The sequence below is a fragment of the Paraburkholderia fungorum genome (genome assembly GCF_046026025.1).
Lineage (GTDB): Bacteria > Pseudomonadota > Gammaproteobacteria > Burkholderiales > Burkholderiaceae > Paraburkholderia > Paraburkholderia fungorum_E.
Window position 1 is genome coordinate 37,609 of sequence record NZ_JAQQFL010000024.1, and the last position, 19,779, is coordinate 57,387.

General features: G+C 61.0%; 9 protein-coding genes. 4 read left to right on the forward strand and 5 right to left on the reverse strand.

What is annotated here, in order from left to right:
• On the forward strand, positions 1–351 hold the full coding sequence (locus PQR67_RS24175) for a hypothetical protein (protein ID WP_408464825.1): 351 nt from the start codon (positions 1–3) through the stop codon (positions 349–351).
• Here the strand turns inward: PQR67_RS24175 and PQR67_RS24180 are convergent.
• Positions 348–716 carry a helix-turn-helix domain-containing protein gene (locus PQR67_RS24180; RefSeq protein WP_408464827.1) on the reverse strand — a complete coding sequence of 123 codons (369 nt, stop codon included), beginning with the start codon at positions 714–716 and terminating at the stop codon, positions 348–350. The genes PQR67_RS24175 and PQR67_RS24180 overlap by 4 nt on opposite strands.
• 158 nt (positions 717–874) lie before the next feature.
• Between PQR67_RS24180 and PQR67_RS24185 the strand changes: the two genes are divergently transcribed.
• The 3 genes from PQR67_RS24185 (at position 875) to PQR67_RS24195 (ending at position 4,870) form a co-directional block, all read left to right on the forward strand.
• The gene (locus PQR67_RS24185) at positions 875–2,854 is read left to right on the forward strand and encodes an acyltransferase family protein (protein ID WP_408464829.1); all 1,980 of its coding nucleotides are present in this window, start codon (positions 875–877) and stop codon (positions 2,852–2,854) included.
• Positions 2,855–2,864: 10 nt separating this feature from the next.
• On the forward strand, positions 2,865–4,172 hold the full coding sequence (locus PQR67_RS24190) for a toxin-antitoxin system YwqK family antitoxin (protein WP_408464831.1): 1,308 nt from the start codon (positions 2,865–2,867) through the stop codon (positions 4,170–4,172).
• A gap of 116 nt (positions 4,173–4,288) precedes the next feature.
• Positions 4,289–4,870: an acyltransferase gene (locus PQR67_RS24195; RefSeq protein ID WP_408464833.1), complete on the forward strand. Its 582-nt coding sequence runs from the start codon at positions 4,289–4,291 to the stop codon at positions 4,868–4,870.
• Positions 4,871–5,140: 270 nt separating this feature from the next.
• Here PQR67_RS24195 and PQR67_RS24200 read toward each other — a convergent pair whose 3' ends face one another.
• The 4 genes from PQR67_RS24200 to PQR67_RS24215 all read right to left on the reverse strand — a co-directional run bounded on the left by PQR67_RS24200 (position 5,141) and on the right by PQR67_RS24215 (position 19,705).
• Positions 5,141–5,860, reverse strand: a complete 720-nt coding sequence (locus tag PQR67_RS24200) for a peptidylprolyl isomerase (protein WP_408464835.1) — start codon at positions 5,858–5,860, stop codon at positions 5,141–5,143.
• A 128-nt stretch (positions 5,861–5,988) separates the two neighbouring features.
• Complete coding sequence (locus PQR67_RS24205; protein ID WP_408464969.1) at positions 5,989–7,731, reverse strand: ShlB/FhaC/HecB family hemolysin secretion/activation protein; 1,743 nt, start codon at positions 7,729–7,731, stop codon at positions 5,989–5,991.
• A 68-nt stretch (positions 7,732–7,799) separates the two neighbouring features.
• Entirely contained in the window at positions 7,800–9,857 is a 2,058-nt protein-coding gene (locus PQR67_RS24210) for a two-partner secretion domain-containing protein (RefSeq protein WP_408464837.1), read from the reverse strand.
• A 1,346-nt stretch (positions 9,858–11,203) separates the two neighbouring features.
• Positions 11,204–19,705: a beta strand repeat-containing protein gene (locus PQR67_RS24215; protein ID WP_408464839.1), complete on the reverse strand. Its 8,502-nt coding sequence runs from the start codon at positions 19,703–19,705 to the stop codon at positions 11,204–11,206.
• Between the last annotated feature and the right edge of the window lie 74 nt (positions 19,706–19,779).

Consider the following 19,779-nt stretch of genomic DNA (forward strand, 5'->3'; position numbering starts at 1 on the left):
ATGACGAGCCGCGTTCTTCCTACCCGGCTCCGTGCGCCGATCCGCGTCAAACTCGGTTGTGTCTTCGTGTCATTGGGTGCGCTCGAGGCGCTGCACGCCGCCGGCGTCCCGCCTGTCCATTTCCTGATCCGTCACATGCGCGGCGACTGGGGCCGGCTCACCGACGAGGACTGGCAACGCAACGAACGTGCGCTCACGACAGGAGATTACCTGCTGTCTTGCTACATCCTGTCATCCGGGCAAAAAATTTGGATGCACACAACACACGAGCGATCAGCGACCTTCGTGCTGCTACCGGTTGAGAGGTTTCGGCTGGCGCGGTCCCTTGGCGACTCACTGCGCGGGCATTAATGACGCGCGGCATCCGTCTGACGACGGGTCAGACGCACCGACAGACGCTCGAAAACCTCCAGCAGCATCGTGCGATCGGCCATTGATAGCCGCGACAGCAACTGGTTCAGATGACTTGCCTGGTCGCTGGACCGGCTGCTGGCTTCAGTCAGCAGGTCGGCTGCCTCGCACTGGAAGATGTCTGCTAGCTCAAACAGACGTACCACAGTAGGGATAACCACCCCGCGCTCCATCCGGGACACGGCCTCCAGGCCAATTCCCAACTGTTCAGCCACTTTGTCCTGCGTCAGGCCGCTAATAACGCGCTGCTTCGCAATCGCCCGCCCCACCACCACAGCCAGATCCTCAGTGTCCGATTTCGACATGCTACCTCCCGGTCAACCGGAATGGTTGAGCATCGCCCCTTTGACATGAAGGGCTTTTTAGGTTGATATTCAACCTTTTGAGCTAAAAGTCCACTCGGCGGATAAACACCACACTTGAGATCATGACCCGAACCCTTCCCGCATCAACGACAGCTGCGGTGGACGCTCTCGTCTACCGTCCCGACATCGACGGCCTGCGCGCCGTCGCCGTGCTCGCCGTTGTCGTCTTCCACGCATTCCCCGCTGGATTGCCGGGCGGATTCACCGGCGTCGACATCTTCTTTGTCATCTCCGGTTTCCTGATCACCGGCATCCTCATTGCCGATCCTCTGGCAGAACGGTTTTCGATCGTGCGGTTCTATGCGCGACGTATACGCCGAATTTTTCCGGCACTCGCCGTCGTGCTGCTCGCTACATATGCGATGGGCTGGTTCTGTCTCTACGGGGACGAGTACAGGGAACTCGGCAAACACATCCTTTCGGGTGTGGGGTTCGTGTCGAACTGGACGCTATGGACGGAGTCGGGCTATTTCGACCATGCTGCGAATACGAAGCCGCTGCTGCATCTGTGGTCACTGGGGGTCGAGGAACAGTTCTACATCGTCTGGCCGCTGCTGCTGGCTATCGCGTTCAGGCGAGGCAGGATCCCGCTGCTAGCGCTTGTCGTGGGGGCGGGCTCCTTCATTCTGAACACCGCACTTATCCAACATCACGCGTCTGCGGCGTTCTATTGGCCGGTCACGCGCTTCTGGGAATTGCTTGTCGGTGCGGGGCTTGCGATCGCGTCGCAAGGCGGGAGCTGGCACCGCCGGATGCGTGCGAACGCCAACGCCCTGTCAGGTCTCGGCCTGCTGTTTTGCGCAGTGTCCTTCTTCGGTCTGAACTCGCAACTGGCGTTTCCGGGCTGGTGGGCATTGTTGCCGGTGTTGGGAGCAGCTTCGCTGATAGCCGCTGGAAGTAAAGCGTGGCTAAACCGACGCCTACTCGCCCATCCCGTAGCGATCTGGTTCGGCAGGATCAGTTATGCGCTCTATCTGTGGCACTGGCCGCTACTGTCGTTCGTCACCATCATCGCGGGTGGCACTGCGTCACCGGTTGTACGCGCGAGCGTCGTTATCCTGAGTATCGCACTCGCGTGGATTACGACCATTGCGGTGGAGGGCCCCATACGCTTCGGGCAACCGGCTCGATGGAAACTCATCGCACCGTGCGTCGCGATGCTCGCCCTCGGCTATGCCGGCGGTATGACGTATGCACGTGATGGCCTAGGTTTCCGCAAGGGGTACAGCCCTGATGCAGATGTAAGCACGGCGAAGCTCGGCGCAGGTCACGAGTTCGTCAATCCGACCTGCGGCGTTGCATCGTCGGACCAGCATCTGTTCCAGTTCTGTGCGACGGACAAACGGGCAACGTCACACTACGCGGTATGGGGTGACAGCAAGGCAGATGCGCTTTACTGGGGGCTGGTGCGGCTCTCTCCACCAGAAGAGAGTTGGACACTGATCGCTCGCGCGAGCTGCGCACCAATGGTTGGCGTTGAGCGGGTGTCGCCGAATGCGGGGGACAATCCCCAGGCGTGCCGCGACGCCAACCAGAAGGCGCTGCCGATGCTGCTCGGTAATCACGAGCTTACGACTGTCGTGCTCGTCATGACGGACCGCGACGTGATCGGACAGACGTTCGCCCTCGACGGGCAGACCAGTCCCCGTGCCACCGCCGCGCTCGACGGTCTCGATCAGGCGGTGACAACACTCGAACACGCAGGTCGGCGCGTCGCGCTGGTCCTCGACAACCCACGCCTGCGCGATCCACGGCAGTGCATGGACCGGCGACCGCTCGCATGGCCTTTCGTACGGCATGCGCTTGGCGTGACCGACATGAGCGCGGCACAACGCTGCGCGATCAGCTACCGCGAGCACGTCGTCCGCAAGGCGTCCTTTCAGGACCTGATCGACAGACTCAGGCAACGCCATCCTGATCTGCTTGTCTACGACCCCGCCGCCGTGCTGTGCGACGTGAAGCGGGATGTCTGTCCGATGACGATGGACCGCCACTACCTCTACAGCTACGGCGATCACCTGTCCGACTACGGTAACGGTCTGGTCGCCGCGCAGTTCCTTCCGCTCCTGCGTCGCTGATCCGGTCGCCATGCTCCGCATCGCGCAATCGCATGCTGTGTCTGGTGTCCTGGTTCTGGCAAGTCACTCTCGGATCGCCAGAACCCTTTCGCCGGCCGGTTCACCGGTCGGCGCTTTTTATTCCCCTGTGGCTGCCTGTCGCCCTGTTCGCACGGGTTATACGCAGCCATCGCCACTCATCTCTCTGAAACCCATGAAAACCTTCCACATAAATCGACGTATGGCGATGCTCACTGCGATCACCGTTGCGGCAGCGCTGCTTGCGGGCTGCAAAGGCGAAGTGCTCGACTATCGCAACGCCCAGATGGTGAACGGCAAGATCTACGCCGGCAACGCAAACGCGCCATTTTCCGGGAAGCTCACGAATGTGCCGGATCGTGCGCTACTGATCGAACAGGCCGGATTCCAGCTGACCGGCAAGCTCACCAGCATCGCGCTTGCCGACAGCACGCCTGCTGTCGAACGCAACGCGCAATCGTTCCTTGGTGCCTCGGGTGCAGCGACGCTCCTGTCCGGCGCGTTATGCGATGTCCAGATCACCGACGGTCTGCCGGACGGCAAGGCGGTCTGCAAAGATCCGTCATCGGACGTGGTGCGCATCGAATCGTCGTTCACGCACGGTGCACTGGACGGTTCCTTCAGGCTCTCCGGTGGGCAGGACAACGGCACGCTGATGGAGGTCACGTTCCGCAACGGCCAGCCCGACGGTACGCAGAAAGTCTATGGTTGGACCGAGCACAAGCTTGTTCACACCTTCCCGTGGAACAACGGCGTCGCATCGGGCACCGAAGAAGCGTTCGACGCCAGCACTGGCGCGCTCGTGAAGCGGGCAACGTTCGTCGACGGAAAATACGAGGGCGAAGTCGTTCACTACGCGCCCGATGGCAAGCAGGTCACACTCAGGGCGACCTATGCGAATGGCAAACTCAACGGCGCGTATCAGGAATGGGATGCAAGTGGCGCCCCCGTCGCTGGGAAGACCTACTCGAACGGTGTCGAGGTCGGCGCGGACGGCTCCAGCTTTGGTAGCTGCATGAACGAATGGGACGACGCCTATCGTGCCGTGCCAGGCCATCAGGCCTTTCCGCCTGCAGAACTGCGGCAACAGTGGGAATCGTCCTGCCGCGCAGGCCAGCACCCACCGGCATCAGATCCCGCACAGGCCCCGCCAACAGCATCAGGCAGGCCGGCTGCCGCCAATTGCATCGACGGATGGACGACAGCGTTTCACCGTGAAAACGGCGACAACGCCATTGTCACGGCTGACCAGCGCAACGAATGGCAGTCGTGGTGCGAGCGTGGGCAGCACGCGCCCTGACACCGTCAGACATCACGGAGCCCGGCTGACCCGCCAGCCCCGCTCTACATCCATCCACCTCGCAGTACCTCACCAACGAACCGGGACACAGGCCCGTGTCCCGGCAGGAGACCACCATGAATAACCCGTTGAATCCCGGCTACTTTACCGAAGATGAGCTGTCCCAGCTGGGCCTGCCGTCCGTCGGACACAATGTGCGTATTGCACGCAACTGTATCGTCGTCGGCATCGAAAATATGACGATTGGCAACAACGTGCGCATCGATGGACCGACGGTTCTGTCGGCATCAGGCGGCCACATCCACATCGGTTCGCATGTCCACATCGGCGGCATGTGCTTCCTCGCCGGTGGCGGCGGTATTGAACTGGACGATTTCTCCGGCCTGTCGCAAGGCGTGCGTATCTACAGCACCTCGGACGACTACTCCGGCGCCGCGCTCACCAATCCGACTGTGCCGCGTCGTTACCTGAACGTGAAGGTTGCGCCGGTGCACCTGGGACGCCACGTCATCGTCGGATCGGGCAGCGTCATCCTGCCGGGATGTGCCATCGGCGAGGGCTCGTCGATAGGGGCGCTGTCGCTCGTAACGAAGAACCTCGATCCGTGGGGCGTCTACTTCGGCACGCCCGCCAGACGACTTCGTGCGCGGTCGAGAAAGCTTCTCAAGCTCGAAGAAGAGTTCATGAAAAAACCATAGCAGCCTGTTGCGCTCAACAGGTTTTTCCGTCCCGGCGGGCACGCTGCCCACGGGACGGACCGCTTGAAGACAACGGCGTATCGGGCAAGGAAAGCGGTCAGATACGCCACACCGATCGGGGCGAACGGATCGGCGACAGTGTGCGCGTCACGGCGATTGCGACTCGCCATCTGCCTCCACGATAACAGTCGCAGGTTACGGGCAGCCCGATAACAAAACGGTCGCAGAACCGGTCTGCCGAATTGACGATGTGGCGGCTTCGCCTCATTGCTATTGTTGAATCGTTGCGTTCCTGACCTGATCTGCTACAAAAGTCGCCGCGGCCTTTTCCAGCGCGAGCGTCTGCAACTGCTGAAGGATCGTATCCCTCGCCTGATCGAAAGTCGGCACCTGTGTGGCCCGCTTCGCATCGAGCTTGACGATCACGCGCGCATCTGCAGTCGCAATCGGCGTAGACGTGACGCCACCGACCGGCAACTGCGTAATCGCCTGAGCTATCGCAAGTGGCAGCCCCTGCGTATGGCCCTCCGTCACTGGCGTTTTGAAACTCACCCACGTCATTTCGCCACCAGCCGCCTTGCTGGGCGCCACACTGTACTGGCGAGCCAACGCATCGAACGCTGTGCCAGTCTTCAGTTGAGCGATCACCAGGCTGGCCGTCACGTCATCCGCAACAGCGATAACACGCGGCTTGTATTCCTCCTTGCCGAGCGACGCCACAATCTCATCGTAGCGGGCTCTGATCTGCCCATCCGTCACGGCTTCCGGATGAATGTTGTCTCTCAGATAGATTTGCGTCTCTGCGTTAGCTCTCGCGGCAGCCATCGCCTGCTGCACCTCCGGCTTCGAGTCGTAATGCTGCTTCTCCGCGTTTTGCCTGAAGAGTTCCCGGGCAATGAGTTGCTGCCGGAGAACCTGGCGCAGGCGCGGTGTGTCCGGTTGACGTGATGCCTGTACTGCAGCATCCAGCTGGATTTGCGGGACGGGCACTCCATTCACAACTGCCACGACACCCGCTGGCAAGTCTGTAGCAACCGTCTGTGCAGAAACGGTAGAGGCTGCGCCCAGATAAACAGCGCTCGCTGCGATGAAGGACAACAGGTGGTAATTTTTCACGACTAGTAGTTCCAGTTAATTGTTGCAAGCACCAGGGTTGCCCTGGGGCCGAGCGTAGCCGGTTGAGTCAGTGCACGGCCAACGAGCGCTTCTGCCGACAGCATCTGCCGATGCCACAACCACTGCGCGCGCAACCCGGCGCCCGCACCCGCCAGTGTTGGGAATCCCTGGAGCGCAATGAGACTTGCTTTTCCCGCATCGACAAAGATGTACGGTTCGATCCGCCCGTCGTGCCATGCGGGCGCATTCACCCATGCGATCTCGTTGCGCGAATACAAACCCCGGTCGCCTGAGATCTCGCCGGAGCGAAAACCGCGGATGGTATCCATGCCACCGAGATAGATCTGCTCGGAACCGTACAGCGCGACATTCGTGAACTGACCACTCAAAACACCGCGATACGCGAACGCGGCACGACCTGCCCTGGGAAGCGGCACGGTAAACGATGCCGTCGCGTCCAGCTTGGTGAACTGGCTATGGGCGTCGTCACGGCCAATTCCATGTGCGTCATGATCCGCCTCCAGCCACGGCAATCCCTGTGAGACACCGGCGTCGAGCGTGACATTGCCTGGCGCGTCGTTCAGCACGAATTTGCGCAACCAGTTACCGCCGACGCGAAGTACCGCAATATGCTGCGGATTCAATTCGATGTCGTTGATTTCGCGATCAGTGCGCCGCCATGACAACGTGGCGTCGATGTTTGCAATGCCGGCCTGCGTGCGATCCAGCGTGTAGTTCCAGCCGAGAATATGACTCAGCGTGCGCCCGTACATCAGCGCGCTCGTGCCAACCAGCTGCTGGTATTCCGAATCGGAGAACGTATAGCTGAATGTGTGACGGCCATACGGCATCGCAAACGAGCCCACGAACGCATTGCTGTCCTCACTGTCGAGGAAATTCAGGCTGATCGACTCCTGCAAGCCGATCAGGTTGTCCGCTTCCACACCCGCACGGTAGCGGGTTATGCCAGTCGCAGCGCTTCCGTAGTTGTCGACACCCAGGCTGTAGTAAAGGCGGTCGCCGGGCCGGTTGTTGATCGCGACGATCGAATCACCCGGCGATTGGCCGGGCAGAATCTGAATTTCGGCCTGATTGCGCCGCAACCGGTTGATCTGGGACACCCCTTGATCGATGTCGCCAAGGTTGAGCGCGTCGCCAGGCGCCGCAGGAAATGCCCACTCCGATCCCGCGTCAGTGAAGAGTCCACCACCGGCTGACTGCTCGTCCTTCTTGAGGCGCTGTCCTAACGGTTTGCCGTTCAATGTATAACCCGCGATGCGGCCTACCTGAACTCTGATTTTCAGCACACCCGACTCGAGATTCTGCGGGCCCAGAAACGCGCGCGTCGTGATATAGCCGGATGCGACGAACGCGTCGGTCAATCGTTTGAGCAGCACGTTCAGACGATGCGAGCCGAGTTCGTGACCGACGAACGGTGCAACGATAGCGTCGATGCGCTTCTGCGCGAGTACCGTATTGCCGTCCACGGTGATGCGGTTGATCGCAAACGCGGGTCCCGTCTCGACAATCTGATCGACCGGCGTGTCCAGTGGAACGTCGAGTGAACCTTGCGAAGCCGGCTCCGGCAGCGCGATCGATGCGGGCGGCTGATTCAGTTGACGCTGCGTCGCCTGTTCGCGCTGCTGGTCGATGATCAGCTGCGCCGGGTCCTGAATCGGACGCGCCAACGGTAAGGCCTGGGCGGGCGACGGTGGTGTCTGCGCATGGACGGCAACGCTATGCATGAAGACGAGCGTGACCGCACGCACTATCCCCGCGCACTTCAGGCGCGGTCTGGTCGATACGGATTGCATCAATGCCACCACCACGTCGTCATGCCGAGATGCTGGCCGATCTGAACCGGTGTCGTCGCGGGCGCGCGGATAGTCGTCACGCCACCGCTCGCCGAGACGCCGTTGTTACCCGTGATGTAACCGCCATCGATCACGGCGCTGCCGACCAGCGACACCGAACCGTTGGCCGTGAAGCCTCCGCCGACATCGCTCGCGATGATCTGCGCCCACGTACTGCCGAAGAATGCCTTGAAACCACGGTCCTGATTGATTGCCGAGTAACCGGTTACGCCCTGTGCGTAGGTTACGGGTGCCGACACGTTAAGGTTGCCACTTGCAAAGACGTTGCCGCCGATGTTGCGCGCAACCGTTCCCGCGGAAATCGCGATGTCCGCGCCGGACTGGATCGTGCCGCCATTAGGCATCACATTGCTCGACGCGCTCGCATGACAGAATATCCAGCAGACGCGCGAATAGCTGGCTTGCCCCGAGAACACCGCAGTGTTGGTAAAGGACTGCTGCGCGGTAATCGATATGTCTCCCTTATTCGACTGGATCAGGCCGCCGGAGTTGGTGACGTTCTTCCCCGAGATCGTGACCGCACCACCGGTCGAGGCGATATAGGCCAGTTGGGCGGGTTGCGCGACGGTGCCGTAATCGATGTCGAAACCGCTGGTGCTATGCGTGAAGAACACGAAACTGCCGCCCGTATGCGAGTACGCGAGCGGCTGGCCGCCGTTGGTGCCGTCGGTGTGATCGATGATGTTGGAAACGTCGCCTTGAGCGGTCACGCTCGTTTTTCCGTTCGCCAGGATGCGAGCGTTCTCGTTGGTGATGTTGCCTTGTGCGCTTAGCGACGTTTGTCCATTCGCTGCGAAGACAACACCCAGATTCGCCGCGCTCGAACGATTCAGGATGTTGCCTGTGGCGCTCAATGTCACATCGCCGCCGACTCCGCTACCGGTGGCGGTAATAGCGCCCGCCTGAATCAGGCTGCCGGTATTGGAGATGTCACCGGTGCTGGTCAGCTTGATCGCGCCGCTTTGCTCGCTGAGCGTTGAGCCGCCGGTAGCATCGTCGACTAGCGTGATGCCGTTCGCGCTGAGCGTCACACCGTTTGCGGCGGACATCTGCGCGCCCTGCAACGAGAACGCACCCGGTGTGGAGATCTGAATATTGTTTTCCGCCTTGATCGATCCGTCGGTTACGCCGATGTCGCCGAGCGACGACACCACCACGTCACCCGCGCTTGCATAGATCGCGCCTAGATTGCGAACACCCGCGCCTTTGTCGGTAACGATGAGTTGAACACGGCCACCGGTCAGTCCTCCGAGAGCGGTGATGTCGACGGCCAATGCGGAATTAACTGTGCCGGGTGAGGTCGTGTTGACGAGCCAGTCGTGATTGTTGTCGCCAGGGGACAGGCTGGTGTCGTAGGTATTCGTGCTGTCGCCGATGATCGCTCGCACGCCGCCTGTCGAGGTTGTGAAGTCGTTCTTTACGGGACCGTTTACCGATAGCTGTTTGGCGATCAGGTCGAGATTGACGAGAGTGCCGCTCAAGCCGCCAGGGCCGATGGTGATTGCGCCGCGGTTGGTGGTTAGCACGACGTTGCGTTGAGTCACACCGGGAGCCGGTACGATGTCGTTGAAACTCACCTGGCCGGTCGAAATGACGACGTGGCCCGCGTTGATGAAGCTGCCGCCGTCGATCGTGATGCCGTTCGGGTTCGCGAGAATCACGTTGGCGCGGGGGCCCAGCACGTTGATGTCGCCCTGGATCAGCGAGGGGTTCGTGCTGGTCACCTGATTGACGATCGTGCGTGCGTTGATGCCGATGTTGTTCAGATCGGCCCCGGCTTTTGACACGTTGAATGAGGTGTAGGTGTTGTTTGAGACGCCACCGATGGTGGGGGCGAGGTTGACGGTTTGGCGGCCGGTTGCAGACGTGGTGACGGTCGTAGCCGTGCCGCCGTCGGGGACGATGGCGGCGGCGTGGGCTGCAGTTGTTGCGACTGTGAGGGTTGCGTCAACGGCAATCACAAACAGTAGATGGGACAGGCGTGGTAAATGCCTCATCCCTCGAAGGCTGGTATTCAAGTGCTTCCCCGATCTTTAGTTTTTTATGTCTGCTGGCCGTCATTAGCGGCATTTTTCCTGGTTCGCAGCACCGCATCACACTCAGACGCCATAAAGCACAAACCTGGCACTCGGCCGGGTTTGTCTCATTGCTGCTGTCCGGGCAATAACCGATGCAAGGCTAGCCCGTGGTAAAAACGTTTTGCGTTAGCGCGAATTTTTTCGGAGCGATATGGGCCTACGAAACACGATTCCCTCTAAGGCCCCAAGGCCCTATCAAGGTAGTCGTGCAACGACAGCAAACGGGTCTTCAATTCGGCTGGGAGGGCAGCATCGTTGGCAATGTTTGCCAAACGCCAACGCAAGATCATGTAAATCTCCGTACCGGTTGCCCCCTCGGCAAGCGAACCACGAACTTGACCAGCATACTCACCCAAGCCGACTTTCTCGAGAGAGTCGGCTATAGCTCTTGCTTCTTGATATGCGTCAATTGTCATCGGATGCTCACTGAGTACCAAAAGACTTCATTTGAACCCCACCGCTTGGCACCACAACTTCGATCCCACCTCCGGGATTTGTGCCAACCGGCGGAGCAGGACGCGTAACAAATGGACTATCCGGTTTTAGGATGGCGGTTTCTACGAAGTTGGCGTTAGTAACGTTTTCCGGTGGAATCCCATATAGGCTCGGATAGTTTGGCGTGGTCAAAGGATTTTGCAATGACCAGAATTGTGCCTCTGCTGCCTGACTTTGACCAAGCGTCCCGATGCGGAACAAAGTCGCCCCTTGTTGCACTTGGCCGATCGCATTAATAGCAGTCGGAGCGTTCGATTGAAGAGCAGGCCCATACGGCGTCGCAACGCTGTTTGTGGCAACGCCATCACGTTGCTAAACCTAACTCAGACCACTCCCGCTTCGAGCGCTCTGCCATTGGTCTACCGATTGCTTTGCGGCGAAGAACCTTTGAAGCTGAACAGGGTCACGCTCGAGAATTCCGACGTAATGCTGATAGTCACTAACCAACGCGTCGTAACCGACAAGCGCTGCAATACCAAACGTCGCTAGCAACCCCTGATAGTCACGAACCTGTCCCGTCAGACATATCCGCCATGCAGGAAGGGTCGAATCCGTAACCGTAAATAAATTGCTCGGCACCCAGTAAGGACCGGTGCCTCCCGGACACACTAGAAAGTCGACCCGACTGAATAGGAACATCAGGCCGTAGACAATGTACTCGTCGCCGATTTTTAGCGGGGCAAATTCAGTTCGATCCGTTTCACCGCGACACCGCGCGTTCTCCGGAAGACTTGCACCGGTATTAGATTGACAAAGGACGCGCATAGCTCTCACTTGAATTTGAAATCATCAACGGCACCGGAGTTGACATTCCGGACGTAGTGTATTTCGACACCATTCACGTTTTGCGACATTTTCACCCAACCGTCGGTGGCCGGCCATCGCGAGTCGCCCAAGGGGATGGGCAACTGTACTCCAGCCGCCGGGTTCGACATCGCCTGTTGAAGAGCCAGTTGCTCCTGCAGGTTGTTCGGGACAGCCCGTCCGGTTGAACCAAGACCGAGAGGCGCGTTGTTTGTGGCAGCGCTCTGCACTTGGCTGTTATAGACGCTCGGTAAATCAAAATCGCCCCCTGTAGGAACCCGGCTCGACGCGGAACCTTTTACTCCCAACGTCCCGTTCTCAATTCCCGCTACGAGTTGGACACCATCAGCTGTCGCTGCAGCCTCGGCTCCCCCGGCAATCCCTCCAAGTGCGGCGCCTAAGGCGATGCCACCGGCGAGTGATCCGATCGCCGTCGGGTTGCCATTTGCCGCAGCCTGAATTGCGCTCACGAAGTTAGAGCCCATTGCCTGCGCGGTACCCGCCAGACCATTCTGGACAACCGATTGGTAAAGCTCGCTTTGTGGGCCAGGAGACCCAGGCACCCCCGAATAGAAGGTATTGTCGTACAGCTGCAGGACGCCCTGTTTGGCTGCATTACCAGCCGAGGATACCAGCGCAGTACCAAAACTGTTGATCCATGCTCCGACAGATTTGACGCCATCGATAGCCGCCTGAATATGCTCGGGCGTAGCCGAGTCGTTATTCAACGCCTCGTTCTGAGCCCATGTTGCACCAGCTGTCACGTTTTGGCCAAGGGCTCCGGCCGCGGCTCCACCTGCAAGCACAGCGATCGCTTCGATCGCCGCAGTCTGCCCAAGGTTCAAAGATGTTTCATTCGGATCGATACCGGCGAGGGCAAACGGGGTCACCACCGCACTCGATGCAGCTCCTAAGGCTCCGCTGGCGCATCCATTCCCCTCTGCTGCACTTGCCGCACAGCCGAGCAGACTGTGGGCCGCCACATACCCGAGTTCGCCCGGCACACCCGTACCGAAATCACCCGCCGCGTTCGCATTGCCAATCGCATACGCCCCCGCCGCAGCCACATCGGCCACCGCACTATTACGCAAATTCGTCAGGAAGCTGCCGCCTCCCAGCGCCGTCTGCACACCGGCCTGAATCGTCGCTTCGCCCGCAATCGCCGCACCCTGCGCAAGCACAGTACTCGCCGTCACCTGCCCTGCCTGCGGCACCAGCGCATTGCCGACGCTCTGCACGCCCGCCAGCGACGCAAGGCTGTTCGGCGACGCGGTCCACGTCCATCCCGGGGTGCCGTCGCTCACCGTAATACCATTGGTGAGCCCTGCAGTTACGAACGCCGTAGCGCCAGCTACAAGCATCGAGTTGAGACTGAACGTGCCATTTGCGGCCTGTCCCAGCGCGCTGCTCGTCATTCCCGCGATGCCCGCGGACAATGCGATATTTGCCAACCCCGCCGGCACCGCGGCGCTCCCCGCCGTCGCTGCCGTACCCGCCGCAAACGTGCTCCCAACAGGCGCACCCGCCCCAATCGCGGCCGACGCAGCCCCCGCCGTCATCACCGACGCGACCACCATCACCGCCAGCATCCCGATCGTCTGGAACATCCCCTCGCTGTCCGCCAGCGAGGTCACACTCGTATGCAGATCGTTCTGTACCGTCGACTGCGTGAAGCTGCTGCCCAACTGCGCCTTCAGCGCAGCCAGTTGCTGCTGTGTCCCCGCGGTGTCGACCGTGCCATCCGCATTGAGCTTCTGCAGCGTGCCGCCGATCGAGTTCACCGCATCGACATTCAGCTGGTAATTGCCCGCCGACATGAAGCCGCCCTGCTGCGCGACGGTGCCCGTGGTCTTGATCAACTCATAGAGATCGGGAATGTAGGTGCTCTGCGTCCCGATGTCCGTCGAACGCTGCTCGTTCGTCAACGAACCCGCGTTGACCGTCAGCGTACCCGTCGCCGTAATCGAGCCGGTATTCGTGATCGATCCACCGTTCGACGCGGTAAGCGTGACGTCCTGCCCACTGATCGTGCCGTCGTGCTGAACCACCGCATAGTTCTGCGGCAAATACACCTGCGGCATCAGCGCATCAACCGTCGGACAGGTCGCCGTTCCTGTCGCTGTACATCCCGGCTCGGGCACCGTTTCTTCGACATACCAGAGCATCGGCTTGTCGAGTGTGGCGATCTGGTTCTGCGTCAGCGCTGTGCCCAGCGCAATGTTGTTCGCCTCGGCGTACTGGATCGCGTTACCGTACAGCGTTTTCTTTTCCTGGTCCGTGACGGACGACTGTTTCGTGTTGTCATAAGACAGCCCACTCACGAAACTTGCCTGCCCCGTCTGCGCCAGCGCAGCCTGCTGCAACAACTGATTTTCGGTAAACGGGTCGTAGTAAAACTGCGTGGTAGTCGGCTGCAGGCTCGCCGGCAGATTCGCCAGCAACTGGCTCGGCCCGATGTTGCCGATCACCAGCGAGGCCGGACTGTTGACCAGATAGTTGATGTTGGGGGCGCCGCTAGTGGCAGACGCGCCCGTTGCTACCGCGACGCCGGGCGACACCGGCGGCGGAGGAGGACCCAACTCCAGGGCCGGGGCGGTAATCGACCCTGCTGCATTTCCCGGGGCGGTGACGCCTGCGGACGTGCTGCCCGCCGTGCCTAACGATCCGCTGGAGCTGGCCGCAATGCCGCCCGCTACACCTGATGCGCCGGTCAGACCGCTTCCGATAGTCACGATACCGCCGGCCAGAATCGCCGCGTTTGCCGCAACAACCGGCGTGCCCACCGGACCAAGCGGAACGACCTGATTCGAACCGGTTGGTTGCGGCGTATAAACAGCCGGCGACGTCATGCCGTTGACGAGCGTTGAGCCCGTCAACGCGACCTGCCGGCCCAACACGTTGCCGGAGTTCTGCAACTGGCCGCCAGCAGTCACTGACAACGACGGTGCCTGGATCGTGCCCGACAGGCTCTTGTACGGCGTCGGCGGCTGCACGCTGTCGCCCCCGTGATACGCGCTGCCGAACAGCGTCGAGCAGTTTGCCGCGGTTCCACAACCGAAGTTGTCGGGCGGTTTCGAGCCACCAATCACGATGCCAAAGAAGGCATCGTGCCAGTACGCATTCAGCGTCTGGTCCTGGTTGGTCACGCTCGATGCCGCGGAGATCGATGCCTGACTGCCCGCCGTAATCAGACTGCCGGTGTTGACCAGCGTGCCCACGTTGAACGACAAGTTGCGATTCGCCGTGATCGTCGAGGCATCCCCCGACTGCTGGTCGACAAAGGCATCGCAGTAATGGACTGACGCGCCGCTGCAGCCGAACTGCGCGGTCGTGCCATAGTTCTGGTACACCTGCACCGGCGCAGACATCGTGTTGGTAAGCGCTGCCGTACTGATTGCGAGATCGCGTCCGGCCTGGATGTTGCCTGACGTATTCGTGACACCCGACGCCTGCGTGAGGTTCGTCTGCGGATTGTTCGGATCGGTGTTGCTGCGCGTCGTCCCTGTGCCGCCGATCACCACATCGCGGCCGGCAAGCAGATTGCCGTACGTATTGTTGACCGTCGGTACGGCGATGATCAGGTCCCGCCCCGCGAACACCGTGTTGTCGGTCTGCGTGTAGCTATAGGTTTGCGTAACGGTACGATCGGCGTACAGGTTCGCGGTATCGTTTCCCGGTCCGAACGGGACCGAGTAGCCACTCACCAGATACTGCGCGAGGGCCGCGTTGGTCATCGCGTCAGTGAACTGCTGGCCCGGACGCTCGTACATGTACGTCGTGGGCCCAGAATTTGTCCCAAAGTAGCCGCAATTCGTCGCGGACACCCCAGCGGCGCATCCGGTGCTCGAAGTCAGCCTGTCAATGTGGTAGCCCTGATTCGTAAAACTGCTCGCTGTTACGCGCAGATCCTGTCCCGCATACAGACTCCCAGCATTCGTCAGCCCCCCACCGGTCCCGGTCAGCGAGAGATCGTTGCCCGCCACAATCTGTCCGGCATTCTGGCTCGTGTAGACGGTGAGCGTGGACGTTTGGGCGGGAGGCGGCGCGCTGGTCATCACGTTCGCCGTTGGACTCGCCACCTCGCCAGTCAGATTCAGGCCACCATCGATGAGCGCAAGCATCGGCACCACCGTCCCTGCCGTATACGCTGTCTTCAGTTGCGCGAGGAAGCTCGCATACGAAGCGGCATCACTGCTGTCGGTGATCGTCGTGGTGGCGGCGTCGCCACCATTGTCGAGCGACGCAACGTTCAGCGTGACGTTGTTCCCCGCGGAAATCTTGCTGCCGTGATTGTTTAACGCACCGGTGGTAATCGACAGATCGTGTCCGGCTGCAATCACACTGCTTTGACCGGTAGGCTGCGTCGTCGTGGTTGTCTGGGTGACCGTGGGCAACGCAATACCGTAGAACGTCCCGCCACTCAGGTCTGGAGCAACGGGTGTTGTCGCGGTGGCCAGTTGCATATCGCCAACGCGGCCGGTGATGCTTGTCGTGAATGTCTGGGAGCCTGTGACGCTGCCATCCGCGTATGACAGCTCAGTCGTGGTGAAGGTGAGCGATCCGATCGGTGTGGACAGGAACGCCGCCCCCATGCCGGCCGCGGCAATCGTGGTGGCCGACGTCGTCGTAGTCGTCGTGTTCGCCCCGGCCTGGCTGTTATTCACATTGGCCGCATTGATCGTAATGTCGTTCTGCGCGGTGATCTTGCCGCCGACATTCGTCAGATCCCCCGACAGGTTCGCAGTCAGGTTGCGCCCCGCCGCTGTCGATGCTCCGGTGTTGTCGTAACTGCTGCCATTGAGGTTGATGTCGCGCACGGCGCCAATCGTCCCCTGGTTGGTCGTCGTGCCGTTGAGATTGACGTCCTCATTCGCGTGGATCGTCCCGCCCGCCTGATTGACGATCGTGCCGGACAGGTTGACGTCATTGCCTGCGCTAATGGTGCCGCTATTGGTCAACGTGCCGCTGGTCGACAGCGTGATGTCACCGGCCTTGCTGATCGTGCCGCTATTGCTGAAACCCTGCGTCGCGTTGATCGATACGCTATTGCCGGGCATAGCCCACGTACCGGCGTTGTTGAGCTGCAGCGTATTGATCGTCAGCGCGTTGCCGAGATTGAACGTGCCGCTCGAGGCCGCTGACGGGTCGAACGCCTGATTCAGCAGGTTCAGCGTCAGATTGTGCTGGGCGAGAATCTGACCGCCGGTATTGTTGAATGTGCCATTGCCGCCCGTCACGGTGACAGTCGCATCAGCCGGCGTGCCAGGGTTCGTAGCGCTCGTACTGCCAGCGAAAATGACGCCGTTATTGTTGCCGGCCAGGTTCCCTGTCGTGACGTTCAGCGAATTCGTGCCGATAATCGCGCCGCCGTTGTTCGTGAGCGCGCCATTTGCCGTAACCGCTGTCGTCAAGCCGGCAATCGATCCCTGGTTATTCAGGTTCGTCGCGTTGACGGTCGTCGCTGCCGTCGAGATCAGGCTTGCCTTCGCCGCATTCGTTACGCTCGCGCCGGTCACCGTCAATGCGCCGCCCGCCAGCACGCCACCGGTGTTGACGACTGCGTTCTGACCAGACAACGTAGCCGAGCCTTGAACGAGGGTCTGGGCGCCCGCCATCGTCAACTGGTTCGACGCGTTCGCGCTCAGATTCCCGCCGATCAACGCGTTGCCCGTCGTCACATTGGCGCCGGACAACGTCGCGTTCTTGACTACATTCAGTTGTCCGGCCGACAGGTCGAGACTGTTCTGCGAGGTCGCCTTGAGATTGCCCGCGACGGTGGTCGTGCCGCCCGTGCTGATGTTTGCACCAGTCAGGGTCGCATCGCCGCCAACCTGAGTCGTGCCTGTCACCGCGAGAGTCTGGGCCGCCGCTAACGTTGCATCACCAGCAGAGTTGAGGCCGCCCTGTGCGCTCAGATTGCCGCCCTGAGCTGTCAAAGCGGTCTTCCCGAGACTGGTCACACTCCCGGTCACGGTGAGATTGCCGGCAGCCTGTGCGTTGAGATCGCCACCACTCAGGACCGCGCCGTTGATCGCGGCATCCCCTCCGTTAGCTTTAAGCGTGGTATTGCCTACTGCGGTTGCGGCACCCACCGTCAGACCGGTACCCGCAGTCGCACTCAGATTGCCGCCAGTTTGCAACGACCCGGACAGGTTGATCGCCTGCCCTGCACTCAGGGTTGCATCCGACCCGAAGCCCGCCGTGCCGCCGCCCGACAGATTGCGTCCCGCACTCAGATTTCCCGTGCCATTGCCCGTGATCGCGCCAGAGACGATGGCGTCCGTGGCGGCACTCACGATCGTGTTGCCACCGGTAGCGAGCGCGCCGTTGACGGTTACGGCGCCGCTTGTTCCAGTCAGCGTCGTATTGCCCACCACGCCCGCGCCGCCCACCGTCACATTGCTGCCGGCAGTCACGGAGAAATTACCACCTGCCTTGACCGCGGCGGCGAGGTTAGCGTTACGTCCCGCTGTAACGATCGCGTCCTGCCCGAACGTCACGCTTCCGGTCGATGAGACATCGCGACCGCCGCTCAGCTTGCCTGTTTTGTTACCTGTAATGCTGCCCGCAACGGCCACGTCTGTTGCAGCGCTAACCGCCGTGTTTCCGCCGCTGAGGATTGCACCGTTGATCGTTGCGGCACCACCGCTCGCTGCCAGCGTTGTATCGCCTGCGGCCGCTGCGGAACCCACCGTCAAGCTGTTGCCGGCCGTCACGTTCAAGGTTCCGCCAGCCGTCACAGCGCCAGGCAGATTGACGTTCTGGCCGGCCGTAAGCGCCGCGTTCTGGCCGAAGGTTACGGCACCGTTCGCCGTGAGATTGCCCCCCGCGCTCAACACACCCGTGCCATTGCCCGCGAGCGTGCCGGACACACCAAGATCGGCACCTGCGATGAGTGTCGCGTTGCCGTTTGCCGCAACGTTGCCGCCCAGTGCCATCGTTCGACCGGCAGTGGCGCTGAGGTTTCCACTCGTCTGCACGTCTCCTGTAGTCGTTACGTTGCCTGTTTGTCCCGCCAGCGTGAGATCGCCCGACGACGACACCCGGCCATTAACCGTCGCATTGCGTTGGGCGAGAACATGCACGGTACTACCGCCCGTGACCGCGCCGTTCACTGTCACGTCACGAGCAGCGCTCAGCGCGACCACACCCGGCGCAGACACTGCGCCGCCGATGGTCATATCACCGTTGCCTGTGCTGCCCGTTGTCGTCATCGACAGGTTATTGCCTGTCTGCACCGCACCCACCGACATGTCGGCGCCGGCCCGAAGGTTGACACTCCCATTGGACTGAGCTGTGCCGAGGTTCAGACCACCGCCCGCGTTCATATTGAGGTCCTGCACCGACTGCACGGACGCCGTTGCTGCAGCAATATCCCCACTCGCGCTGACCGTGTATTGATTGGCAAGATTGCCACCGGACATCGACACCTTGCCGGCGCCAGTCAGACTTGCCGCCTGTTGCGCGTAAGTCGAGTTCACCGCGATGTCGCCGTTCGAGGTGACGGTGAGATTGCCCGCCGTTGCCGTCAACGCGCCCTGGGTATTCACCCCCATGCCGGCGGCCGTCGAGACGATATAAATCTGCCCGCTCGTCACCGAGCCGTACTGGTTTGCGTCGATGGCTACCGCGTTGTTCCCGATCGCGGCCGCCGTATTGGCCGCGCCGTTGGCTGCGGTGCCATAGTTCGTGCCCGATGCGTCTGATGCCGTCGGGCTCACGAGCTGATTGCCCGTGACCAGATTGATGCGCTGGTCTGCCCGCAATGGTGCGTTCAGACTGATCGTCTGCGCGATCACATCGATATTGCCAACCGTGCCCTCGATGCCGACCCCAGGACCGTTTACACCAGCGGGACCGTTGATCGATACATTGCCCGACGTCACGTTGTAAGCAAGCGAGCCCGCATGAGCAAAGTCCGTCGACGCACCACCGACACCGGTCAGGAATTGCGGTGTGCCGGTGGTCAGTACGAGACCTGTCGCGTTGGTCAACGAAAGCCCGTTGACGGAAACTCCGTTTGGATTACTGATGATGAGCGAAGCGGGACTGCCGAATACCTCGAGCGGGCCGACCAGTGTTGAAGCAGGTCCTGTGGTAGTGACCTGATTCACAATCACGCTCGCCGCACGACCGGCAAGATTCGGGTTGGCGCCAAGCGTGCCGCCCAGCAACGGCGTACCCGATGTGAGGCTGTTGTTCAGCACCAGGCCGTTGCTGTCGATATTGAATGACTGATAGCTATTGACGCTAATACCGTTGGCATTCGGCGCGGCGATATTGACCGCCGGAATACCGGTACTCGTCTGGGTAATGGTGGGCTGAAACGGAATAGGTGCGCGCGGGTCGACGATCGGCGCAGCATGCGCGACCTCGTCCAGCGTAAGCATGCCCGGCAGCAGGTAGGTCACCACCGCCATGACGCACGCGGTCGCCTTCATCCATAGCGGCCGTGTTTGCTCCGCCATGCCTTTTGACGCCGCCTCAAACATTTTTGCCTGCCGCGCCGCCTCTATCTGGGCGAGTCGCTGCCTGCTCTCAC